Below are 23,079 nucleotides of genomic sequence, written 5' to 3' on the forward strand. Positions count from 1 at the left end.
GATTGCTGCGCCAGGGTATTCAGGAGCCACACTATGCCGGAAGGACCGGAAATTCGCCGGGCGACAGATGCACTGGCAGCGGCGGTGATCGACCAGCCGTTGACCGACGTCGATTTTGCCTTTCCCCAACTCAAGCACTACCGCGACCGGTTAATCGGCGAGCGGATTATTGCGATAGAACCGCGCGGCAAGGCGCTGCTGACTCACTTTTCCAATGGGCTGACTTTGTACAGCCATAACCAATTGTATGGCGTGTGGAAAGTGGTGAAAGCGGGAGAGACGCCGGAAACCAAGCGGGATCTGCGCGTGCGGCTGGAAACGGCGGAACGGGCGATTTTGCTGTACAGCGCCTCGGAGATTACCGTCGGACCGCGTGAGGAGATTGAACAACATCCGTTCTTAAAGCGCATCGGCCCCGACGTGTTGGATATGACGCTGACGGAGAAGGCGGTGGAACAGCGACTGCTGTCGCCGGCGTTTCGCCGTCGGCAACTGGGCGGCATGTTGCTCGATCAGGCGTTTCTCGCCGGGCTGGGTAATTACCTGCGCGCCGAAATTCTCTGGCAGGCCGAACTGGCACCGCAGCATAAGCCGCAGGATCTGTCACCGGAGGCTTTGCAACGGCTGGCGGAGGCCTTGCTGGCGGTGCCGCGGCTGTCTTACCAGACGCGAGGGCAGGTGGATGAGAACCGCCATCACGGCGCGTTGTTCAGTTTCAAGGTGTTCCACCGCAGCGGTGAACCCTGCGAGCGCTGCGGTACGATGATCGAACGCACCACGCTGTCTTCGAGGCCCTTTTATTGGTGCCCGGGTTGCCAGAAATAGGTTATTCAATGTTTCCCCTCACCCCGACCCTCTCCCAAAGGAGAGGGAGATACGGGGGGAGATAGCAAAAAAAATGCCGCCCATCGGGGCGGCATTTTGCTGCTTTATGTAGAGTAAAGCGGCGTTATTGGTTTTTCAGTTGGGATTTGAAATCGCGTTCGGTATAGCCGGTGTACAACTGACGCGGACGGGCAATTTTGATGCCTTCGTCGTGCATTTCGTTCCAGTGCGCAATCCAGCCGATAGTACGGGCGATGGCGAAGATCACGGTGAACATGGAAGAAGGGATCCCCATCGCCTTCAGAATGATGCCTGAGTAGAAGTCGACGTTCGGATACAGTTTCTTCTCGATGAAGTACGGGTCGTTCAGCGCGATGTGTTCCAGCTCCATCGCCACTTCCAACAGGTTATCGTCCTTCTTGTTCAGCTCTTTCAGCACTTCGTGACAGGTTTCACGCATCACGGTGGCACGCGGGTCATAGTTCTTGTACACGCGGTGACCAAAGCCCATCAGACGGAAGGAGTCGTTCTTGTCCTTGGCGCGTTTGATAAACTCAGGGATGTGCTCAACGGTCTTGATCTCTTCCAGCATTTTCAACGCGGCTTCGTTGGCACCGCCGTGTGCCGGCCCCCACAGTGAAGCGATACCGGCCGCGATACAGGCAAACGGGTTAGCGCCTGAAGAGCCTGCGGTACGTACGGTAGAGGTAGAAGCGTTCTGCTCGTGGTCTGCGTGCAGGATCAGGATGCGATCCATTGCGCGTTCCAGCACTGGGTTCACCACGTATTCTTCACACGGGGTGGAGAACATCATGTGCAGGAAGTTACCGGCGTAGGACAGATCGTTACGTGGGTAAACGAACGGCTGGCCCAGCGAATATTTGTAACACATGGCCGCCACGGTCGGCATTTTGGACAGCAGGCGGAACGCGGTGATTTCGCGGTGACGCTCGTTGTTGACGTCCAATGCATCGTGGTAGAACGCCGCCAGAGCGCCGGTCACGCCGCACAGCACCGCCATTGGGTGTGAGTCGCGACGGAAGCCACGGAACAGATGGGTGATCTGGTCGTGGATCATGGTGTGGCGGGTTACGGTCGTTTTGAAGGTCTCAAACTCTTCTGCAGTCGGGGTCTCGCCGTACAGCAGGATGTAGCACACTTCCAGGTAAGAAGACTCTTTCGCCAGCTGTTCAATCGGGAAACCGCGGTGCAGCAGCACGCCTTTGTCACCGTCGATAAAGGTGATTTTGGATTCGCAGGAAGCGGTAGAGGTAAAGCCGGGATCGAACGTGAAATAACCTTTGGAGCCCAGGGCGCGAACATCGAGGACATCGGGACCCAGTGTCGGGGATAATACGCCCAGTTCGATTGGAGCTTCACCATCATTAATGGTTAGCGTCGCTTTCTTATCAGTCATTTACTGTCTCCTTAGCGCCTTATTTTAAAAACCTCTAACAACTGAAATACCTTAATTCACCGCAGGTTGCCCGCAAAAAATGGTGCGGACGCTAACTCTGTGAGCGACTGCGCAAATGCGCGGGTAGGGTACAGAGTGCTAACCAGACGAACGAGGCGGGTGACCAGTTGTTAACGATTCATCGGAATTCGTTATGTTCTGTTAATCTTGCCTATGACGTGTTCGGGGGTGGTTGAACCTATCCCAATAAACTGTTTTATATGCCTTATTTTGTTTTATCTGCGGCGATCTGCTGCAAACATGCTCGGCAAAAACCGCCATTGGGATAGGTTCTGCCAAATACACTGTTGCATAACTTGAACACAGGGGGAAGTGTATCTGCTGACCTATAGCGCATCATAGGGCCGTTTGTGCCCCTATATGTAATGGAATTGTTGATCTCTTGTCAAATCAGATAATTAATTTTGTGCCAATTGTGAAAATCGTGATCTAAATCACTGTTCGGGGGAAATGTTACCAAAGGGATTGTATGGGAATTGTAATCAGAATGTGATCCTCCTATACTGCCGCCAGGTCTCCGGGATACCCTGAAGTAGGAGCACCCAGCGTTATAACTACGCGCCGTTTAAGCACAGAGGATGTTGTTGTTTGAGCGCGTGACGTGTGAGGGTTTTGGCTCTTAACGCTGTCTGATCCCCGCCCAGGCCGGAGGAAGGAAAATAATAAGAGCTGTGTGGGCAAAAACGTGAAAAAACAAAGACCTGTCAACCTGGATCTGCAAACGATCCGGTTTCCCGTAACTGCGATAGCGTCCATCTTACACCGAGTCTCTGGCGTAATTACCTTCGTTGCCGTAGGTATCCTCCTCTGGCTGCTGGGCCTGTCTCTCTCTTCCCAAGAGGGGTTCATGCAGGCTGCCGCCATCATGAATAGCTTCATTGTCAAATTCATATTCTGGGGCATCCTCACGGCGCTGGCCTATCACATTTGCGGTGGTATTCGCCACTTGTTAATGGATTTTGGCTATATCGAAGAGAGTTTAGCCGCCGGTACCCGTTCCGCCCAGGTGGCGATCGGTCTGACCGTCGTGCTGTCAGTTCTGGCTGGAGTCCTCGTATGGTAAACAATGTTTCTGCATTAGGACGCAACGGCGTACACGACTGGTTGTTACTGCGTGCTTCCGCTATCGTCATCACCCTGTATGTTCTGTATATCCTGGGCTTCTTCGTCACGGCTCCGGATCTCACCTACGAAATCTGGCGCGGCTTCTTCGCCACCTCTATTACGAAAGTGTTCACGCTGCTGACGCTGCTGTCGATTCTGGTTCACGCCTGGATCGGTTTGTGGCAGGTGTTGACGGATTACGTCAAACCCTTGGCGGTACGTCTGGTGTTGCAACTGGCGATTGTTGTCGTGTTGCTGGTCTATTTACTGTACGGAACAATCGTAGTGTGGGGTGCGTAACATGAAACTGCCGATCAGAGAGTTTGATGCTGTAGTTATCGGTGCAGGCGGCGCAGGTATGCGCGCGGCACTGCAAATTTCTCAAGCAGGCTCTAGTTGCGCCTTGCTGTCAAAAGTATTCCCGACTCGTTCCCATACCGTATCTGCGCAGGGTGGCATCACCGTAGCGCTGGGTAACAACCACGAAGATAACTGGGAATGGCATATGTATGACACGGTGAAAGGTTCCGATTATATCGGTGACCAGGACGCCATTGAATATATGTGTAAAACCGGCCCGGAAGCGGTTCTGGAGCTGGAGCATATGGGGTTGCCGTTCTCCCGTACGGAAGAAGGCCGCATCTATCAGCGCCCGTTCGGCGGCCAGTCACTGAACTTCGGTGGCGAGCAGGCGGCACGCACCGCGGCGGCAGCCGACCGTACCGGTCACGCGCTGTTGCACACCCTGTATCAACAGAATTTGAAAAACCACACCACTATCTTCTCCGAGTGGTATGCGCTGGATCTGGTGAAAAACCAGGATGGCGCCGTGGTCGGCACCACGGCTATCTGCATTGAAACCGGTGAAGTGGTTTACTTCAAAGCCAAAGCCACCGTGCTGGCGACCGGCGGTGCAGGCCGCATTTATCAGTCCACCACCAACGCCCACATCAACACCGGTGACGGTGTCGGCATGGCACTGCGTGCCGGCGTGCCGGTGCAGGACATGGAAATGTGGCAGTTCCACCCGACCGGCATCGCCGGCGCCGGGGTATTGGTGACCGAAGGTTGCCGTGGTGAAGGCGGTTACCTGCTGAACAAACACGGCGAGCGTTTCATGGAGCGCTATGCGCCGAACGCTAAAGACCTGGCGGGCCGTGATGTCGTCGCCCGTTCGATCATGATTGAAATCCGCGAAGGCCGCGGCTGTGACGGTCCATGGGGCCCACACGTCAAGCTGAAGCTGGATCACCTGGGTAAAGAGGTGCTGGAATCCCGTCTGCCGGGCATTCTGGAACTGTCGCGCACTTTCGCGCACGTCGACCCGGTGAAAGAGCCGATCCCGGTTATCCCAACCTGCCACTACATGATGGGCGGTATTCCGACCAAAGTGACCGGCCAGGCGTTGACCGTGAACGAGAAAGGCGAAGACGTTGTGATCCCGGGCCTGTTCGCCGTGGGCGAAATTGCCTGCGTCTCGGTGCACGGAGCCAACCGTCTGGGCGGCAACTCGTTGCTGGACCTGGTGGTATTCGGTCGTGCCGCCGGCATGCATCTGCATGAGTCTCTGGTAGAGCAGGGCGAAAGCCGTGATGCCAGCGATTCTGATGTCGAGGCCTCACTGGATCGTCTGAACCGCTGGAACAACACCCGTTCCGGTGAAGATCCGGTTGAAATCCGCAAGGCGCTCCAGGCCTGCATGCAGCACAACTTCTCGGTATTCCGTGAAGGTGACGCGATGGCCAAAGGGCTGGAAGAGCTGAAAGTGATCCGTGAACGTTTGAAGAACGCACGTCTGGATGATACCTCCAGCGAATTCAACACCCAGCGCATTGAATGCCTGGAGTTGGATAACCTGATGGAGACCGCGTTTTCCACCGCCGTGTCGGCCAACTTCCGTACCGAAAGCCGTGGCGCACACAGCCGCTTCGACTTCCCGGAACGTGATGATGCCAACTGGCTGTGTCACTCGCTGTATCAGCCGCAATCGGAAAGCATGACGCGTCGTGAAGTGAACATGCAACCGAAGCTGCGCCCGGCATTCCCGCCGAAAGTGCGTTCTTACTAATTGCGGAGATCGATTGATGAAACTCGAATTTTCAATTTATCGCTACAATCCGGATGTTGACGACGCTCCGCATATGCAGGACTACAGCCTGGAAGCGGAAGAAGGTCGCGACATGATGTTGCTGGATGCTTTGATCTTGCTGAAAGAAAAAGATCCGAGCCTGTCGTTCCGTCGTTCTTGCCGTGAAGGCGTGTGTGGTTCCGATGGGATCAACATGAACGGCAAAAACGGCCTGGCCTGTATCACACCGATCTCGTCGCTGCGCAAAGGCAACAACAAGATTGTGATCCGTCCGTTGCCGGGCTTGCCGGTGGTGCGCGATCTGGTGGTTGATATGGGTCAGTTCTACACCCAGTATGAAAAGATCAAACCTTACCTGCAAAACGACGGCAAGAACCCGCCGGCGCGTGAACACCTGCAATTGCCGGAGCAACGCGCCAAGCTGGATGGGCTGTATGAGTGCATTTTGTGCGCTTGTTGCTCGACGTCTTGCCCATCGTTCTGGTGGAACCCTGACAAATTTATCGGCCCGGCTGGCCTGTTGGCGGCATACCGCTTCCTGATTGACAGCCGCGACACGGAAACTGAAGAACGTTTGGACGATCTGGACGACGCTTTCAGTGTTTTCCGCTGCCATAGCATTATGAATTGTGTCAGTGTATGCCCTAAAGGCTTGAACCCGACGCGTGCGATCGGTCATATCAAGTCTATGCTGCTGCAACGCGGCGCATAAGTGGAATGAGATGCTGCGCCGGGCAGTTTCCGGCGCCCATCACAAAGGAGGGAGCCTCTAAAAACTGACCCGTGGCTGCGGTACTATGCAGCCTGGTTCGCCCGCCGGTTTTTAGAGGTTCCTTGTAAGGGACCGCAAGGTCCATAGCAGAACGTACCGTAAAAGTACGTCGAGTGAACCGTTTCTACGGCAAACCGTATCCATCACGGTAATTATGTTAACCACGGCGAAAACTAAAGCTTCAAAGCTTAAGGGATCATGATGCAGAACGGCGCAATGAAGGCCTGGCTGGATTCCTCCTATCTGGCGGGCGCGAACCAGTCTTACATAGAACAGCTCTATGAAGACTTCTTAACCGATCCGGGCTCCGTTGAAGATAGCTGGCGTTCCATTTTTCAACAGCTACCAACCGCGGGTGTAAAACCCGATCAGCTTCACTCTCAAACGCGTGACTACTTCCGCCGCCTGGCGAAAGACTCCGCGCGTTACAACACCACCATCAACGACCCAGACACCGATGCCAAACAGGTCAAGGTACTGCAGCTGATCAACGCCTTCCGTTTCCGCGGACATCAGCATGCCAACCTCGACCCGCTCGGTCTGTGGCAGCGTGAGCAAGTTCCTGACCTTGAACCCGGCTACCACAGTCTGACCGATGCCGACTTCCAGGAAACCTTCAACGTGGGTTCTTTTGCTATCGGCAAAGAAACCATGAAGCTGGGTGACCTGTATGCCGCGCTGAAGCAGACCTACTGCGGTTCGATCGGTGCGGAATACATGCACATTACCAACACTGAAGAGAAGCGCTGGATCCAGCAGCGTATTGAATCGGTGGTGGGGCACGCAAGTTTTACCGATGATGAGAAACGTCGCTTCCTGAACGAATTGACCGCAGCGGAAGGTCTGGAACGTTATCTCGGCGCTAAATTCCCAGGGGCGAAACGCTTCTCGCTGGAAGGCGGCGATGCGCTGGTGCCAATGCTGAAAGAGATGGTGCGCCACGCCGGCAAGAACGGCACGCGCGAAGTGGTATTGGGCATGGCCCACCGCGGCCGTCTGAACGTGTTGATCAACGTGCTGGGTAAAAAACCGGCCGACCTGTTCGACGAGTTTGCCGGCAAACATAAAGAGCACCTCGGTACCGGTGACGTGAAATATCACCAGGGCTTCTCCTCTGACGTAGAAACCGAAGGCGGCATGGTTCACCTGGCGCTGGCGTTTAACCCGTCGCACCTGGAGATCGTCAGCCCGGTGGTCATGGGGTCAGTTCGTGCCCGTCGTGACCGTCTGGACGAAGCGCGCAGCAATATGGTACTGCCAATCACTATCCACGGTGACGCTGCGATTACCGGCCAGGGCGTCGTTCAGGAAACCCTGAACATGTCTCAGGCTCGCGGTTACGAAGTGGGCGGTACGGTGCGTATCGTGATCAACAACCAGGTGGGTTTCACTACCTCCAACCCACTGGATGCGCGTTCTACCGAATACTGTACTGACATCGCCAAGATGGTGCAGTCGCCGATCTTCCACGTGAATGCTGACGATCCGGAAGCGGTGGCCTTTGTGACCCGTCTGGCGTTGGATTTCCGTAACACCTTCAAACGTGACGTGATGATCGATCTAGTCTGCTACCGTCGCCACGGGCATAACGAGGCCGATGAGCCAAGTGCAACCCAGCCGGTGATGTACCAGAAGATCAAAAAACACCCGACACCGCGCAAGATTTATGCTGACGTTCTGACCGAACAAAAAGTCGCCAGCCTCGAAGATGCCACGGAAATGGTCAACCTGTATCGTGATGCACTTGACCGCGGCGATTGCGTGGTCGAAGAATGGCGTCCGATGAACCTGCATACCTTTACCTGGTCGCCGTATCTCAACCATGAATGGGACGAAGAGTACCCAAGCAAGGTTGATATGAAGCGCCTGCAGGAACTGGCCCGTCGTATCAGCACCGTGCCGGAAGCGATCGAAATGCAGTCGCGCGTAGCGAAAATCTACGGTGACCGCGCAGAGATGGCGGCAGGCAACAAGGCGTTCGACTGGGGCGCGGCGGAAACGCTGGCTTACGCCACCCTGGTCGATGAAGGCATTCCTATTCGCCTTTCCGGTGAAGACGCCGGTCGCGGCACTTTCTTCCACCGTCACGCCGTGGTGCATAACCAGAAAAACGGTTCGGTCTATGTACCGTTGGCCAATGTCCACAGCGGGCAGGGCGAGTTCAAAGTTTGGGACTCCGTGCTGTCAGAAGAAGCGGTGCTGGCGTTCGAATACGGCTACGCCACCGCAGAACCGCGCACCCTGAACATTTGGGAAGCGCAGTTCGGTGACTTTGCCAACGGCGCTCAGGTGGTGATTGATCAGTTCATCAGCTCCGGCGAGCAGAAATGGGGCCGTATGTGCGGTCTGGTGATGCTGCTGCCGCACGGTTACGAAGGTCAGGGCCCAGAGCACTCCTCTGCGCGTCTGGAACGTTACCTGCAGCTGTGTGCTGAGCAGAACATGCAGGTGTGCATCCCATCCACCCCGGCACAGGTCTACCATATGCTGCGTCGTCAGGCGCTGCGCGGTATGCGCCGTCCGTTGGTGGTGATGTCGCCGAAGTCCCTGCTGCGTCATCCGCTGGCGACCTCATCCCTGGATGAGCTGGCTAACGGCACCTTCATGCCGGCTATCGGCGAGATTGACGAGCTGGATCCGAAAGCGGTCAAACGCGTGGTCATGTGCTCCGGTAAGGTCTATTACGATCTGCTGGAACAACGCCGCAAGAACGACCAGAAAGATGTGGCCATCATCCGTATCGAGCAGCTGTACCCGTTCCCGCATCAGGCCGTTCAGGCGGTGCTGGAGAAGTATGCTCACGTGCATGATTTCGTCTGGTGTCAGGAAGAGCCGCTGAACCAGGGCGCCTGGTACTGCAGCCAACACAACTTCCGTGAAGTGGTGCCGTTCGGGGCTTCTTTACGTTACGCAGGACGTCCAGCCTCTGCCTCGCCGGCAGTCGGTTATATGTCCGTACACCAGAAGCAGCAACAGGCTCTGGTTAATGACGCGCTGAATATTGTTAAAGATTAAGGGAAAGCTAAATGAGTAGCGTAGATATTCTGGTACCTGACCTTCCTGAATCGGTTGCGGATGCGACCGTAGCCACCTGGCACAAGAAACCAGGTGACAGCGTCCAGCGTGACGAAGTTCTGGTTGAGATCGAAACTGATAAAGTGGTTCTGGAAGTTCCGGCAAGTGAAGCCGGGATCCTCGATGCGATCGTGGAAGAAGAGGGCGCAACCGTGCTTTCTCGCCAGATCCTCGGCCGTATTCGTCCGGGCGACAGCTCCGGCAAACCGACCGAAGAGAAAAACCAGGCTAAAGAAGCCACTCCAGCCCAGCGTGCAACCGCCAGCCTGGAAGACGAGAGCAATGACGCACTCAGCCCGGCGATCCGCCGCCTGATTGCCGAACACGATCTCGACGCTGCCGCCATCAAAGGCAGCGGCGTGGGTGGCCGTATCACCCGCGAAGACGTGGAAGCGCACCTGGCTAACGGCAAAAAAGCCGACAAGCCTGCCGCCGCAGCGGAAGCCGCACCGCAGCCTGCTCTGAGCAGCCGCAGCGAGAAGCGCGTGCCGATGACCCGTCTGCGCAAGCGCGTGGCCGAGCGCCTGTTGGAAGCGAAGAACAGCACCGCGATGCTGACGACCTTCAACGAAATCAACATGCAGCCGATCATGGACCTGCGCAAGCAGTACGGTGAAGCCTTCGAAAAACGCCACGGTGTCCGTCTGGGCTTCATGTCCTTCTACATCAAGGCCGTGGTTGAAGCACTGAAACGCTTCCCGGAAGTGAATGCTTCTATCGATGGCACCGATGTGGTGTACCACAACTACTTCGATATCAGCATCGCGGTATCTACCCCACGTGGCCTGGTGACCCCAGTGCTGCGCGACGTAGACAGCATGAGCATGGCGGACATCGAGAAGAAAATCAAAGAGCTGGCGGTCAAAGGCCGTGACGGCAAATTGACGGTAGAAGAGCTGACCGGCGGTAACTTCACCATTACCAACGGCGGCGTATTCGGTTCACTGATGTCTACCCCGATCATCAACCCACCGCAGAGCGCCATCCTGGGCATGCACGCCATTAAAGATCGCCCAATGGCGGTTAAAGGCCAGGTTGTGATCCAGCCAATGATGTATCTGGCACTGTCTTACGATCACCGCCTGATCGACGGTAAAGAATCCGTGGGTTATCTGGTGACGGTAAAAGAGATGCTGGAAGATCCGGCTCGTCTGCTGCTGGACGTATAACCCTTGATGGGCGCGGTACGCCGCGCCCACACTCTGTGCTATGTGGTCGACTAAAGTCATGCGGTTTACCGCCAAAATGGCTCGGCTAAAACCTTCAGAACTGAATGGATAGAACATCATGAATTTACACGAATATCAGGCAAAACAGCTGTTTGCTCGGTATGGCATGCCGGCACCAACCGGTTACGCCTGTACCACACCGCGTGAAGCGGAAGAAGCCGCATCCAAAATCGGCTCCGGCCCGTGGGTGGTTAAATGTCAGGTTCATGCTGGCGGCCGCGGTAAAGCTGGCGGCGTTAAAGTGGTTAACAGCAAAGAAGATATTCGCGCTTTCGCTGAAGCCTGGCTGGGCAAGCGTCTGGTGACCTACCAGACTGATGCGCTGGGCCAACCGGTTCACCAGATCCTGGTAGAAGCCGCGACCGACATCGATAAAGAACTGTACCTGGGTGCGGTAGTCGACCGTGCAAGCCGTCGTGTGGTGTTCATGGCATCGACCGAAGGCGGCGTTGAGATTGAAAAAGTTGCGGAAGAAACCCCGGAACTGATCCACAAAATGACCATCGACCCACTGGCAGGCCCACAGCCTTACCAGGGCCGTGAACTGGCCTTCAAACTGGGTCTGACCGGCAAGCAAGTCGGCCAGTTCGCCAAGATCTTCATGGGCCTGGCGACCTTGTTCCTGGAACGCGACCTGGCGATGGTTGAGATCAACCCGCTGGTAGTGACCAAGCAGGGCGATCTGATCTGTCTGGACGGTAAACTGGGCGCTGACGGCAACGCATTGTTCCGCCAGTCTGAACTGCGTGAAATGCGTGACCCTTCTCAGGAAGATGAGCGTGAATCCCGTGCGGCACAGTGGGAGCTGAACTACGTTGCCCTTGATGGCAACATCGGCTGCATGGTGAACGGCGCAGGCCTGGCGATGGGTACCATGGACATCGTTAAGCTGCACGGCGGCGAACCAGCCAACTTCCTCGACGTGGGCGGCGGTGCAACCAAAGAGCGCGTGACCGAAGCCTTCAAAATCATCCTGTCCGACGACAAGGTGAAAGCGGTATTGGTTAACATTTTCGGTGGTATCGTGCGTTGCGATCTGATCGCTGACGGTATCATTGGCGCAGTAGCCGAAGTGGGCGTTAACGTCCCGGTGGTGGTGCGTCTGGAAGGGAATAACGCCGAACTGGGCGCCAAGAAACTGGCGGACAGCGGTCTGAATATCATTGCTGCGACCAGCCTGACTGATGCGGCTCAGCAAGTTGTTGCGGCAGTGGAGGGTAAATAATGTCCATTTTAATCGATAAAAACACCAAAGTAATTTGTCAGGGTTTCACCGGTAGCCAGGGGACCTTCCACTCCGAACAAGCTATCGCTTACGGCACCAAAATGGTCGGTGGCGTGACGCCGGGCAAAGGTGGCACTCAGCACCTGGGCCTGCCGGTGTTCAACACCGTGCGTGAAGCGGTAGAAGCGACCGGCGCAACGGCGTCCGTTATCTACGTACCGGCACCGTTCTGCAAAGACTCCATTCTGGAAGCTATCGATGCAGGCATCAAACTGATCATCACCATCACCGAAGGCATCCCGACGCTGGATATGCTGACCGTGAAAGTGAAGCTGGATGAAGCCGGTGTGCGTATGATCGGCCCGAACTGCCCAGGTGTTATCACCCCGGGCGAGTGCAAAATCGGCATCATGCCTGGTCATATCCACCTGCCAGGCAAAGTGGGCATCGTTTCCCGCTCCGGCACCCTGACCTATGAAGCGGTGAAGCAGACCACTGATACCGGTCTGGGCCAGTCTACCTGTGTCGGCATCGGCGGCGACCCGATCCCGGGCTCCAACTTCATCGATATCCTGAAAATGTTCCAGGAAGATCCGCAGACTGAAGCGATCGTGATGATCGGTGAGATCGGGGGTAGCGCGGAAGAAGAAGCCGCTGCTTACATCAAAGAACACGTGACCAAGCCTGTAGTTGGTTACATCGCGGGTGTTACTGCACCTAAAGGCAAGCGTATGGGGCATGCCGGCGCCATCATTGCCGGCGGCAAAGGTACTGCGGACGAGAAATTCGCAGCGCTGGAAGCGGCAGGGGTTAAAACCGTACGCAGCCTGGCTGACATCGGTGAAGCCGTTAAAGCGGTTCTGAATCGCTAATTTACCGCCTGCGGTAGTCCGTATTTAAACAGGGTCAGACCAAGTGTCTGGCCCTGTTTTTTTTGCCTGTCGGAGGGCGAACCAGGCATCACCCTAGCCGTAGTGGGCGTTAGAGGCGTCAATTAAGGGAATTGGGAGATGTGGCTGACGTATTTAAGCGCTGTTTTCAGTGATAACGATTCTTTTTTATTGCCGACAATTATCAGAGTAAAAAAATAAGCTAAGCTTGTCTTATTCGCAGGTTAATAAACGTTAACATCATTCACACTCGAGCCTTCATTTAAATACAGATAACCATTAAATATCACATCTATTTAACACAAAAAGTACCTGGATAGACTACGAAACCATTATGTAACATAACCACAAGATAATTATGAGAAATTGTGAGCTGAATCTGGAAATAAAATTCAGATAGGCTTAAATTGTTCCAGATCAAATTACGGCCAAGTACCTCTTTGGGCTAAAATTTGACCTGTAACCAAAAGTCTAACCCATATCACGTAAAAACCTATTTATTGTGTGGGATTGGGCGAGTATCATCCATGGTGAATATGGATGGTTGATCTTGTTGCATTTGTTACCCGTTGTCGGTTTTCAGTGGTGTGTTTAGCGCACTGGCCAGTACGGCCTGCGTCGAATGCAGGGCTGAAAGCGGAGAAGCTGGATCAAATTTTTGTTGTGTTTAAGGGCATTCACTGCGGGGCGTTACCGGTAGCTTCACCCGAAGTCATATCGATAACCGCATGTCGGAGTCTTCCTGCGAGGAGCAAGGAGTCAAGATGTTTGATATTGTCGAACTGTCGCGCTTACAGTTTGCTTTAACGGCGATGTACCATTTCTTATTTGTCCCATTAACGCTAGGCATGGCGTTTTTGCTGGCAATTATGGAAACGGTATATGTACTGTCAGGCAAGCAAATCTATAAAGATATGACCAAATTCTGGGGCAAGTTATTTGCAATTAACTTTGCTCTGGGTGTGGCCACCGGTTTGACCATGGAGTTCCAGTTCGGGACCAACTGGTCATATTTCTCACATTACGTCGGTGATATTTTCGGGGCCCCTCTGGCCATCGAAGGTCTGATGGCGTTCTTCCTTGAATCGACGCTGGTCGGCCTGTTCTTCTTCGGCTGGGATCGTCTGGGCAAGGTGCAGCACATGGCCGTAACCTGGCTTGTGGCACTGGGCTCAAACTTCTCCGCGCTGTGGATCCTGGTCGCCAACGGCTGGATGCAGAACCCTATCGCCTCGGACTTCAACTTCGAAACCATGCGTATGGAGATGCTCAGCTTCTCCGAACTGGTGCTCAACCCGGTTGCGCAGGTGAAGTTCGTTCACACCGTCGCTGCCGGCTACACCTGTGGTGCGATGTTCGTACTGGGTATCAGCTCTTACTACCTGTTGAAAGGCCGTGATACCGCCTTCGCCAAACGTTCCTTCGCTATTGCCGCCAGCTTCGGTATGGCTGCCGTGCTGTCCGTTATCGTACTGGGTGATGAATCCGGTTATGAAATGGGCGACGTGCAGAAAACCAAACTGGCCGCCATCGAAGCCGAGTGGGACACTCAACCGGCTCCGGCTTCCTTTACCCTGTTCGGTATTCCGAATCAGGATAAAATGGAAAACTCCTACTCGATCCAAATTCCTTATGCGCTCGGCCTGATTGCCACCCGCTCAACGGATACCCAGGTCACCGGCCTGAAAGATCTGATGGCGCAGCATGAAGTGCGTATTCGCAACGGGATGAAAGCCTACCAATTGCTGGAAGAGCTGCGCAGCGGCAATACCGATCCGGCGGTACGCGCCGAGTTCAATAAAGCCAAGCAGGATTTGGGCTACGGTTTACTGCTGAAGCGTTATACCCAGAACGTCACCGACGCGACGGAAACGCAGATCCAGCAGGCGACCAAAGACTCTATCCCACGCGTAGCGCCGCTGTACTTCGCCTTCCGCATCATGGTGGCCTGTGGCGTGCTGATGCTGCTGATTATCGGTCTGTCGTTCTGGAGCGTGCTGCGTGGCCGTATTGGCCAGAGAAAATGGCTGCACCGTGCGGCGCTGTATGGTCTGCCGCTGCCGTGGATTGCGATCGAAGCCGGCTGGTTTGTGGCTGAATACGGTCGTCAACCTTGGGCGATTGGTGAGGTGCTGCCGACTGCGGTTGCCAACTCTTCACTGACTGCGGGCGACATTCTGTTCTCGATGGGGCTGATTTGCGGCTTGTACACCCTGTTCCTGGTGGCTGAAATGTACCTGATGTTCAAATTTGCACGTCTGGGTCCAAGCAGCCTGAAAACTGGCCGCTACCACTTTGAACAACCGACTGCCGCCGTGCAGGAAGCGCGCTAAACAGGAGTCCACGTATGTTTGATTATGAAGTACTGCGATTTATCTGGTGGGTCCTGATTGGCGTACTGCTGATCGGTTTCGCCGTCACCGACGGTTTCGACATGGGGGTCGGCATCCTGGTGCGCATTATCGGTAAAACCGATACCGAGCGCCGGGTGATGATCAACTCCATCGCACCGCACTGGGACGGTAACCAGGTGTGGCTGATCACGGCCGGTGGTGCACTGTTCGCCGCCTGGCCGATGGTCTATGCGGCGGCGTTCTCCGGTTTCTATGTCGCCATGATCCTGGTGCTGGCCGCCTTGTTTTTCCGCCCGGTCGGTTTTGACTACCGTTCGAAGCTGGAGAGCAGCCGTTGGCGCAACATGTGGGACTGGGGCATCTTTATCGGCAGCTTCGTGCCGGCGGTGGTGTTCGGTGTGGCATTCGGCAACCTGTTGCAGGGCGTGCCCTTCCACATGGACGAATACATGCGTCTGTTCTACACCGGCAACTTCTTCCAACTGCTGAATCCGTTTGGCCTGTTGGCGGGCGTGGTCAGTTTGACCATGCTGGTGACCCAGGGGGCGACCTACCTGCAGATGCGTACCAGCGGTGAGATCCACCTGCGTGCTCGTGCTGCGGCGCAGATCTCCACGCTGGTGATGGCGGTGTTCTTCCTGTTGGGCGGCATTTGGCTGGTGAAAGGCATCGACGGTTATGTGATTACCTCGGCGCTGGACACCATGGCAGAGTCGAACCCGATGCGTAAAGAAGTGGCTCATCAGGCCGGTGCCTGGTTGATCAACTTCAACAAGTATCCGCTGCTGTGGGCACTGCCTGCCTTGGGTGTGGTGCTGCCGCTGTTCACGGTACTGTTCTCCCGCTTGTCGAAAGACGCGCTGGCGTTCGTGACTTCGTCACTGACCATTGCCTGCGTGATCCTGACTGCCGGGGTGACCATGTTCCCGTTCGTGATGCCGTCAAGCACTGTGCCTAACATCAGCCTGACCATGTGGGATGCCACCTCCAGCCTGTTGACGCTGGAAGTGATGACCGTTGTCGCGGCGATCTTCGTGCCCATCGTTCTGGCGTACACCAGTTGGTCGTACTACAAAATGTTCGGCCGTCTCGACAAAAACTTCATCGAGAACAACAAGCATTCGCTGTATTAAGGATAGGGAGCTAAACCATGTGGTATTTTGCCTGGATTCTCGGAACGCTTCTTGCCTGTGCCTTCGGCATCATCACGGCGCTGGCGCTTGAGCACCACGAAGATTCAAAAGCACAGCAAGACGGTAAGTGATGAGTTCGTCATTAACTGACAAGCTGTACGCCATGACTGACAAGGGCCCGGTCCGGGCCCTTTCACTGGTGCTGGCGTTGATTTTGGCGGGCTGTATTTTCTGGGATCCGACCCGCTTTGCGGCGAAGACCAGCTCGCTGGAGATTTGGGAAGGGCTGCTGCTGATTTGGGCCGTGTGCGCAGGCGTCGTTCACGGCGTCGGGTTCAAGCCGCAGCGGACGCTATGGCGCGCTTTTTTTGCGCCACTTCCGGCGATTGTGATCCTGGCCGCAGGATTACTTTACGTTTCTTTATAATCTCCGTTATATCCCCGAGTTATGGGCCCTTCCGGCCCATAATTATTTTCGTTCCCCTCTTGTAACCCATTCCCAACCCGATCCGTCTTGCGTATAGTAGCACCGTTAAATTGCATTGCTGGGAAGTAGAGTGAGTAATACGTTGTTTCGATGGCCGGTTCGCGTTTACTACGAGGATACCGATGCCAGTGGTGTGGTCTATCACGCCCGCTATGTCGCCTTTTTTGAAAGAGCGCGCACCGAGATGCTGCGTCATCACAACTTTCATCAACAGCAGCTGCTCAGTGAACATGTCGCTTTCGTGGTTCGGCGCATGACGGTGGATTACCTGGCTCCGGCTCGTCTCGACGAGCAGTTGGAAGTGCAGAGTGAAATCACCTCAATGCGCGGGGCCTCTCTCACGTTTGCCCAACGCATTGTCAATTCTGACGGGACTCTTTTGAGTCAGGCCGATGTGTTGATTGCATGCATTGATCCACACCAAATGAAGCCGATAGCGCTTCCTAAGTCTATTGTCGCGGAGTTTAAGCAGTGACTGACATGAACATCCTAGATTTATTCTTGAAGGCGAGCCTGCTGGTTAAGCTTATCATGTTGATTTTGATATGCTTCTCAGTGGCCTCTTGGGCGATCATCATTCAGCGTACCCGCATCCTTAATGCGGCCACGCGTGACGCCGAAGCCTTTGAAGACAAATTCTGGTCCGGTATCGAGCTTTCCCGTCTGTATCAGGAAAGCCAGGCGCGTCGCGATAGCCTGACCGGCTCAGAGCAAATTTTCCACTCTGGTTTCAAAGAGTTCGCTCGTTTGCACCGCGCTAACAACCACGCGCCGGAATCGGTGATCGAAGGCGCTTCACGTGCCATGCGTATCTCGATGAACCGCGAACTGGAAACGCTGGAAAACCACATACCATTCCTCGGCACCGTCGGGTCGATCAGTCCGTACATCGGTCTGTTCGGCACCGTGTGGGGGATCATGCACGCCTTTATCGCACTGGGCGCGGTGAAGCAGGCCACGCTGCAAATGGTAGCACCGGGTATCGCCGAAGCACTGATCGCCACCGCCATCGGTTTGTTCGCCGCTATTCCGGCCGTTATGGCCTATAACCGCCTCAACCAGCGCGTCAACAAGCTTGAGCAGAATTACGACAACTTTATGGAAGAGTTCACCGCTATTCTGCATCGTCAGGCCTTCTCCAGCGACAGCAAATAAGTAGGAGGTAGCATGGCGAGAGTTCGTGGACGTAATCGGCGCGAGCTGAAGTCCGAAATTAACATCGTTCCGTTGCTTGACGTGTTGCTGGTGCTGTTGCTGATCTTTATGGCAACGGCACCGATTATCACGCAGAGCGTTGAGGTTGATCTGCCGGATGCCACCGATTCCAAGACGGTCTCCAGCGATGATAACCCGCCGGTGATCCTTGAGGTTTCAGGTGTGGGTCAATACACCCTGGTGGTGGATCACAACCGCATGGAACTGCTGCCACCGGAACAGGTTGCCGCCGAAGCCAAGTCGCGTTTAGCGGCTAACCCGAAAACGGTCTTTTTGATCGGCGGGGCGAAGGAAGTTCCGTACGATGAGATTATCAAGGCATTGAATATTCTCCATCAGGCGGGCGTGGCTTCCGTGGGGCTAATGACCCAGCCAATCTGACCCTAAGGTCAGTGGCAACCCGGTTCCTGTGCTGCGGCCCAGGAACCCCGTATAAGCAACACCAGTTTTTGGGAATCTATTTTGGTAAAGGCAACTGAGCAAAACGATAAGCTGAACCGCGCCGTTATTGTTTCGGTCGTTCTGCACTTTATATTGATTGCCCTGCTGATTTGGGGATCGCTGCAAGAAAACGTCGACATGAACAGTGCCGGCGGTGGTGGCGACGGTTCTGTCGTCGGTGCAGTGATGGTCGATCCCGGGGCAGTGGTGGAGCAGTACAACCGCCAGCAACAGCAGAGTAACGACGCGCAGCGTGCTGAAAAGCAGCGCCAGAAAAAAGCGGAACAGCAGGCCGAAGAACTTCAGCAGAAGCAGGCGGCGGAACAACAGCGCCTGAAAGAGCTGGAGAAAGAGCGTTTGTCCGCGCAGGAAAAAGCGGCGCAGGACGCGAAAGCACAGGCTGAACAGCAAAAGCAGGCCGCTGAGCAACAAAAGCAGGCTGCTGAACAACAAAAAGCGGCCGAAAACGCCGCGGCGAAAGCCAAAGAACAACAGAAAGTAGCGGAAGTGGCTGCGGCCAAAGCCAAGGCCGAAGCGGATAAAGTCGCTAAAGCCCAGGCTGATGCGCAGAAGAAAGCGGAAGCTGAAGCCAAGAAAGAAGCGGCTGCTGCCGCTGCTGCCAAGAAACAGGCGGAAGAAGCGAAGAAAACCGCTGCTGCGGCGGCAGAGCAAAAAGCCGCCGAAGCCGCTGAGAAAAAAGCGGCAGCCGATGCTGAGAAGAAGGCCGCTGCTGACGCCGAGAAGAAAGCAGCCGCAGAGGCTGAGAAAAAGGCCGCTGCAGCTGAAAAGGCGGCTGCCAAGAAAGCCGCCGATGCCAAGAAGAAAGCCGCTGCAGCTCAGTCTTCAGAAGTTGAAGATCTGTTCGGTGGCCTGGCGGACGGTAAAAACGCGCCGAAAGGCGGCGGAGCCAAAGCGAAAGGCGACGGTAAACCAGCTGGTCAGGGCAATGCCAAGACTGCGGGGGCCAGCGGCGCCGAGATCAACGGCTATCTGGGCCAGATCACTTCGGCTATTCAAAGCAAGTTTTACGACGCGGACTTGTATAAAGGGCGCAAGTGCGACCTGCGAATCAAACTGGCACCGGACGGTTTGTTGATTGATGTTAAATCGGAGGGGGGCGATCCGGCACTGTGTCAGGCCGCGATAGCCGCAGCTAAGCAGGCGAGAATACCGAAACCGCCAAGCCAGGCAGTTTATGAGGTGTTTAAGAATGCTCCCCTTACGTTTAGACCGGAATAATGGTTGTTTTAGCTGAGCCATATCGCAGGGATGTACTAAGGTAACCAACAGGGATTATGTAGTTTTGTTTGAGTTGGTTTGTTAAAGTTCTGCTAATTTATCGCAGGCATCCCGCCTGGATAAGGGAGATGAGATGAAGCAGGCATTTCGAGTAGCGTTAGGTTTTTTAATACTGTGGGCCTCCGTTCTTCACGCGGAAGTTCGCATTGAAATCACCCAAGGGGTCGACTCCGCTCGCCCGATTGGTGTGGTGCCGTTTAAATGGGCTGGCCCAGGCACGCCTCCGGAAGATATTGGCAAGATTGTCGGCGCAGACCTGCGCAACAGCGGCAAATTCAACCCAATTGACGTAGCGCGCATGCCGCAGCAACCGACCACCGCGTCTGAAGTGACGCCGGCGGCCTGGACTGCGTTGGGCATTGATGCGGTCGTGGTTGGCCAGGTACAACCTGGTGCGGACGGCGGCTACCTGATCTCTTATCAACTGGTGGACACTTCGGGTTCTCCAGGCACCGTTCTGGCGCAGAACCAGTATAAAGTGACCAAGCAATGGTTGCGTTATTCGGCTCACACCGCCAGTGACGAAGTGTTTGAGAAGCTGACCGGTATCAAGGGCGCATTCCGGACTCGTATCGCTTACGTGGTGCAGACCAACGGCGGGAAATTCCCGTACGAACTGCGCGTAGCGGACTACGACGGTTACAACCAGTTTGTGGTACACCGTTCACCGGAACCACTGATGTCCCCGGCCTGGTCGCCGGACGGCAGCAAACTGGCGTACGTGACCTTTGAAAGCGGCCGCTCTGCGCTGGTCGTACAGACCCTGGCTAACGGTGCCATCCGTCAGATCGCTTCGTTCCCGCGCCACAACGGTGCCCCGGCGTTCTCACCGGACGGCAGTCGCCTGGCCTTTGCGCTGTCTAAAAGCGGCAGCCTGAACCTGTACGTGATGAATCTTGGCTCTGGCCAGATCACTCAAATCACCGACGGGCGCAGCAACAATACCGAACCGACCTGGTTCCCGGATGGTCAGTCTCTGGCTTATACCTCCGATCAGGGTGGTCGACCACAGATTTATAAAGTCAGTGCCAGTGGCGGTGCGTCACAGCGTCTGACATGGGAAGGCTCTCAGAATCAGGATTCTGAAGTCAGCTCTGATGGTAAGTTCCTGGTGATGGTGAGCACCAATAGCGGCGCTCAGCATATCGCCAAACAAGATCTCGGATCGGGTGCGGTTCAAGTGTTAACCGGCACCTTCCTGGACGAAACGCCTAGTATTGCGCCAAATGGCACCATGGTGATCTATAGCTCCACGCAAGGTATGGGCTCCGTGTTGCAACTGGTATCGACTGATGGGCGTTTTAAAGCGCGTCTTCCGGCAACTGATGGACAGGTCAAATTCCCTGCCTGGTCGCCGTATCTGTGATGCATGTGTAAATATGTATGGCAAACTATAAAAGGATTAAAGAAATGCAACTGAACAAAGTGCTGAAAGGGCTTCTGCTGGCACTGCCAGTCCTGGCTGTAGCAGCTTGTAGTTCTAACAAAAGCGCAAACAACGACCAATCTGGTCTGGGCGCTGGCGCTGGCACTGGTACAGAAAATGGCAGCAGCAACCTGTCTTCTGAAGAACAAGCTCGTCTGCAGATGCAAGAACTGCAGAAGAACAACATTGTTTACTTCGGTCTGGACAAGTATGACGTGAGCTCTGAGTTCGCTCAGATGCTGGACGCGCACGCTGCATTCCTGCGTAACAACCCGTCTTACAAAGTGACCGTAGAAGGCCACGCGGATGAACGCGGTACGCCGGAATACAACATTGCCCTGGGTGAGCGTCGTTCTAACTCAGTGAAAATGTACCTGCAAGGTAAAGGCGTTTCTGCTGACCAAATCTCTATCGTTTCTTACGGTAAAGAAAAACCAGCAGTACTGGGCCACGACGAAGCGGCTTATGCTAAAAACCGTCGTGCAGTTCTGGTTTACTAAGAGAATCGCATGAACAGTAACTTCAGACGTCACTTGTTGAGTCTGTCGTTACTGGTTGGCGTAGCGGTCCCATGGGCCGCTACTGCCCAAGCGCCAATCAGTAATGTCGGCTCCGGCTCGGTCGAAGACCGTGTCACCTCACTTGAGCGCATCAGTAATGCTCAGGGCCAGCTTTTAAACCAACTCCAGCAACAACTCTCTGACAACCAGCGCGATATTGACGCTCTCCGCGGGCAAATCCAGGAAAGCCAATATCAACTGAATCAGGTCGTTGAACGCCAAAAGCAAATCTATCAACAGATGGATAGCATCAGCCAGGGCGGCGCTCAGAGCTCTGCTGCCGCAGCGGGTGCCGCGGGCGGGGCAGCAGCGGCTGCCTCCTCCACAGGCGCTGACAATGCGTCTGCGGGCGCTACAGCAGCAGCGCCGGCCAGCACGGGTGATGAAAACAGCGACTACAACGCCGCTGTGTCATTGGCGCTGGAAAAAAAACAGTATGACCAGGCAATCTCCGCTTTTCAGGCCTTCGTAAAACAGTACCCAAAGTCTACTTACCAGCCTAATGCCAATTATTGGCTGGGCCAGTTGTTCTACAACAAGGGTAAGAAAGATGATGCGGCTTACTATTATGCGGTCGTGGTGAAGAATTACTCAAAATCACCTAAGGCGCCGGACGCCATGTACAAGGTGGGTATCATCATGCAGGAAAAAGGGCAGGCTGATAAAGCCAAAGCCGTGTTCCAGCAGGTGATTAAACAATACCCAACCAGTGCGGCGGCCAAACAGGCGAAAAGTCGCGTAGCCGGTTAGTCAGAAAAAAAAATGAGCCCAGAAGTTAGTCGATTTGACCGATTTCTGGGCTCATTCGCGTGAAGAACAAGCAGTTGAACCTGTTGTTTATAAATTTAGGTTGCGCTGCCAAGATAAATTAGTAATATATGCCGCCGTTGCCAAGACATCTTGCAAGATGTTAAAGCAGCAAGGAAATTGGGTCGTTAGCTCAGTTGGTAGAGCAGTTGACTTTTAATCAATTGGTCGCAGGTTCGAATCCCGCACGACCCACCAATTCCTGAAGTAGTAGCAGTAACCACACTAGTGGGTGATTAGCTCAGTTGGTAGAGCATCTCCTTTACACGGAGGGGGTCGGCGGTTCGAGCCCGTCATCACCCACCACTGCTGTGGGCCGTTAGCTCAGTTGGTAGAGCAGTTGACTTTTAATCAATTGGTCGCAGGTTCGAATCCCGCACGGCCCACCATTTTTAGATGTGACTACGATGTGGAATCGTAAGGGTGAGAACCGTAAAGGTTCGAGTCTCGCAAAGCGAGACAACATCACGCAAGTGATGGCCCGAAGGGTGAGGCCAAAGGCCGAATAATCCCGCACGGCCCACCATTTCAGAATTGTTTTTCCTCAATACAGGCTTCGGTTTTGTATTGGTTGTTCAGCAGTAAACCACGTCAGTGGGCCGTTAGCTCAGTTGGTAGAGCAGTTGACTTTTAATCAATTGGTCGCAGGTTCGAATCCCGCACGGCCCACC

General features: G+C 54.8%; 21 protein-coding genes, 4 tRNA genes and 1 other RNA gene. 25 read left to right on the forward strand and 1 reads right to left on the reverse strand.

From position 1 onward, the window contains the following. Positions 1–33 precede the first annotated feature (33 nt). Positions 34–825 carry an endonuclease VIII gene (gene nei / locus ACGS9J_RS07250; RefSeq protein WP_442230294.1) on the forward strand — a complete coding sequence of 264 codons (792 nt, stop codon included), beginning with the start codon at positions 34–36 and terminating at the stop codon, positions 823–825. Between the two features lie 124 nt (positions 826–949). On the opposite strand, the gene ACGS9J_RS07255 is transcribed toward nei, so the two are convergent. Next, entirely contained in the window at positions 950–2,242 is a 1,293-nt protein-coding gene (locus ACGS9J_RS07255; RefSeq protein WP_442230295.1) for a citrate synthase, read from the reverse strand. A 733-nt stretch (positions 2,243–2,975) separates the two neighbouring features. Between ACGS9J_RS07255 and sdhC the strand changes: the two genes are divergently transcribed. The 24 genes from sdhC to ACGS9J_RS07375 all read left to right on the forward strand — a co-directional run bounded on the left by sdhC (position 2,976) and on the right by ACGS9J_RS07375 (position 23,077). Next, positions 2,976–3,365 carry a succinate dehydrogenase cytochrome b556 subunit gene (gene sdhC / locus ACGS9J_RS07260; protein ID WP_442230296.1) on the forward strand — a complete coding sequence of 130 codons (390 nt, stop codon included), beginning with the start codon at positions 2,976–2,978 and terminating at the stop codon, positions 3,363–3,365. Beyond that, positions 3,359–3,706: a succinate dehydrogenase membrane anchor subunit gene (gene sdhD, locus ACGS9J_RS07265; RefSeq protein ID WP_442230297.1), complete on the forward strand. Its 348-nt coding sequence runs from the start codon at positions 3,359–3,361 to the stop codon at positions 3,704–3,706. Before sdhC ends, sdhD begins: the two co-directional genes overlap by 7 nt. A gap of 1 nt (position 3,707) precedes the next feature. Next, positions 3,708–5,474, forward strand: coding sequence for a succinate dehydrogenase flavoprotein subunit (sdhA, locus tag ACGS9J_RS07270; protein ID WP_442230298.1), 1,767 nt, complete (start codon positions 3,708–3,710; stop codon positions 5,472–5,474). A 16-nt stretch (positions 5,475–5,490) separates the two neighbouring features. Beyond that, complete coding sequence (locus ACGS9J_RS07275; RefSeq protein ID WP_442230299.1) at positions 5,491–6,207, forward strand: succinate dehydrogenase iron-sulfur subunit; 717 nt, start codon at positions 5,491–5,493, stop codon at positions 6,205–6,207. 261 nt (positions 6,208–6,468) lie between these two features. After that, the gene (gene sucA, locus ACGS9J_RS07280; protein ID WP_442230317.1) at positions 6,469–9,282 is read left to right on the forward strand and encodes a 2-oxoglutarate dehydrogenase E1 component; all 2,814 of its coding nucleotides are present in this window, start codon (positions 6,469–6,471) and stop codon (positions 9,280–9,282) included. Positions 9,283–9,293: 11 nt separating this feature from the next. Next, positions 9,294–10,511, forward strand: coding sequence for a 2-oxoglutarate dehydrogenase complex dihydrolipoyllysine-residue succinyltransferase (gene odhB / locus ACGS9J_RS07285; RefSeq protein WP_442230300.1), 1,218 nt, complete (start codon positions 9,294–9,296; stop codon positions 10,509–10,511). Between the two features lie 118 nt (positions 10,512–10,629). Further along, positions 10,630–11,796 carry an ADP-forming succinate--CoA ligase subunit beta gene (gene sucC, locus ACGS9J_RS07290; protein WP_004949756.1) on the forward strand — a complete coding sequence of 389 codons (1,167 nt, stop codon included), beginning with the start codon at positions 10,630–10,632 and terminating at the stop codon, positions 11,794–11,796. Beyond that, positions 11,796–12,668, forward strand: coding sequence for a succinate--CoA ligase subunit alpha (sucD, locus tag ACGS9J_RS07295; protein ID WP_004949757.1), 873 nt, complete (start codon positions 11,796–11,798; stop codon positions 12,666–12,668). Before sucC ends, sucD begins: the two co-directional genes overlap by 1 nt. A gap of 782 nt (positions 12,669–13,450) precedes the next feature. Beyond that, positions 13,451–15,019, forward strand: coding sequence for a cytochrome ubiquinol oxidase subunit I (gene cydA, locus ACGS9J_RS07300; RefSeq protein ID WP_442230301.1), 1,569 nt, complete (start codon positions 13,451–13,453; stop codon positions 15,017–15,019). Positions 15,020–15,033: 14 nt separating this feature from the next. Then, positions 15,034–16,173, forward strand: coding sequence for a cytochrome d ubiquinol oxidase subunit II (gene cydB / locus ACGS9J_RS07305; protein WP_442230302.1), 1,140 nt, complete (start codon positions 15,034–15,036; stop codon positions 16,171–16,173). A 17-nt stretch (positions 16,174–16,190) separates the two neighbouring features. Next, entirely contained in the window at positions 16,191–16,304 is a 114-nt protein-coding gene (cydX, locus tag ACGS9J_RS07310; RefSeq protein WP_004949761.1) for a cytochrome bd-I oxidase subunit CydX, read from the forward strand. Next, entirely contained in the window at positions 16,304–16,600 is a 297-nt protein-coding gene (gene ybgE, locus ACGS9J_RS07315) for a cyd operon protein YbgE (protein WP_020825681.1), read from the forward strand. Before cydX ends, ybgE begins: the two co-directional genes overlap by 1 nt. Before the next feature lie 130 nt (positions 16,601–16,730). After that, positions 16,731–17,135: a tol-pal system-associated acyl-CoA thioesterase gene (ybgC, locus tag ACGS9J_RS07320; RefSeq protein ID WP_020825682.1), complete on the forward strand. Its 405-nt coding sequence runs from the start codon at positions 16,731–16,733 to the stop codon at positions 17,133–17,135. Beyond that, positions 17,132–17,815, forward strand: a complete 684-nt coding sequence (tolQ, locus tag ACGS9J_RS07325; RefSeq protein ID WP_039992358.1) for a Tol-Pal system protein TolQ — start codon at positions 17,132–17,134, stop codon at positions 17,813–17,815. The genes ybgC and tolQ overlap by 4 nt, the downstream gene beginning before the upstream one ends. Before the next feature lie 12 nt (positions 17,816–17,827). Further along, positions 17,828–18,256 carry a colicin uptake protein TolR gene (gene tolR, locus ACGS9J_RS07330; RefSeq protein WP_020825683.1) on the forward strand — a complete coding sequence of 143 codons (429 nt, stop codon included), beginning with the start codon at positions 17,828–17,830 and terminating at the stop codon, positions 18,254–18,256. Between the two features lie 81 nt (positions 18,257–18,337). Then, a complete protein-coding gene (tolA, locus tag ACGS9J_RS07335) occupies positions 18,338–19,555 on the forward strand; it encodes a cell envelope integrity protein TolA (RefSeq protein WP_442230303.1) in 1,218 nt (405 codons plus the stop codon). A 133-nt stretch (positions 19,556–19,688) separates the two neighbouring features. Next, complete coding sequence (gene tolB, locus ACGS9J_RS07340) at positions 19,689–20,981, forward strand: Tol-Pal system beta propeller repeat protein TolB (RefSeq protein ID WP_442230304.1); 1,293 nt, start codon at positions 19,689–19,691, stop codon at positions 20,979–20,981. A gap of 44 nt (positions 20,982–21,025) precedes the next feature. Further along, positions 21,026–21,541, forward strand: a complete 516-nt coding sequence (gene pal / locus ACGS9J_RS07345) for a peptidoglycan-associated lipoprotein Pal (RefSeq protein ID WP_085115631.1) — start codon at positions 21,026–21,028, stop codon at positions 21,539–21,541. Between the two features lie 9 nt (positions 21,542–21,550). Continuing rightward, positions 21,551–22,351, forward strand: a complete 801-nt coding sequence (gene cpoB, locus ACGS9J_RS07350; RefSeq protein ID WP_442230305.1) for a cell division protein CpoB — start codon at positions 21,551–21,553, stop codon at positions 22,349–22,351. Positions 22,352–22,530: 179 nt separating this feature from the next. Beyond that, positions 22,531–22,606, forward strand: a tRNA-Lys gene (locus ACGS9J_RS07355). 32 nt (positions 22,607–22,638) lie between these two features. Then, positions 22,639–22,714: transfer RNA gene (locus ACGS9J_RS07360), tRNA-Val, on the forward strand. A 7-nt stretch (positions 22,715–22,721) separates the two neighbouring features. Further along, a tRNA-Lys gene (locus ACGS9J_RS07365) sits at positions 22,722–22,797 on the forward strand. 14 nt (positions 22,798–22,811) lie between these two features. Next, positions 22,812–22,934, forward strand: a non-coding RNA gene (locus ACGS9J_RS07370) — RtT sRNA. 70 nt (positions 22,935–23,004) lie between these two features. Further along, a tRNA-Lys gene (locus ACGS9J_RS07375) sits at positions 23,005–23,077 on the forward strand. Positions 23,078–23,079 lie beyond the last annotated feature (2 nt).

It is taken from the genome of Serratia quinivorans (assembly GCF_052113645.1).
GTDB classification, from domain to species: Bacteria; Pseudomonadota; Gammaproteobacteria; order Enterobacterales; family Enterobacteriaceae; genus Serratia; species Serratia quinivorans_B.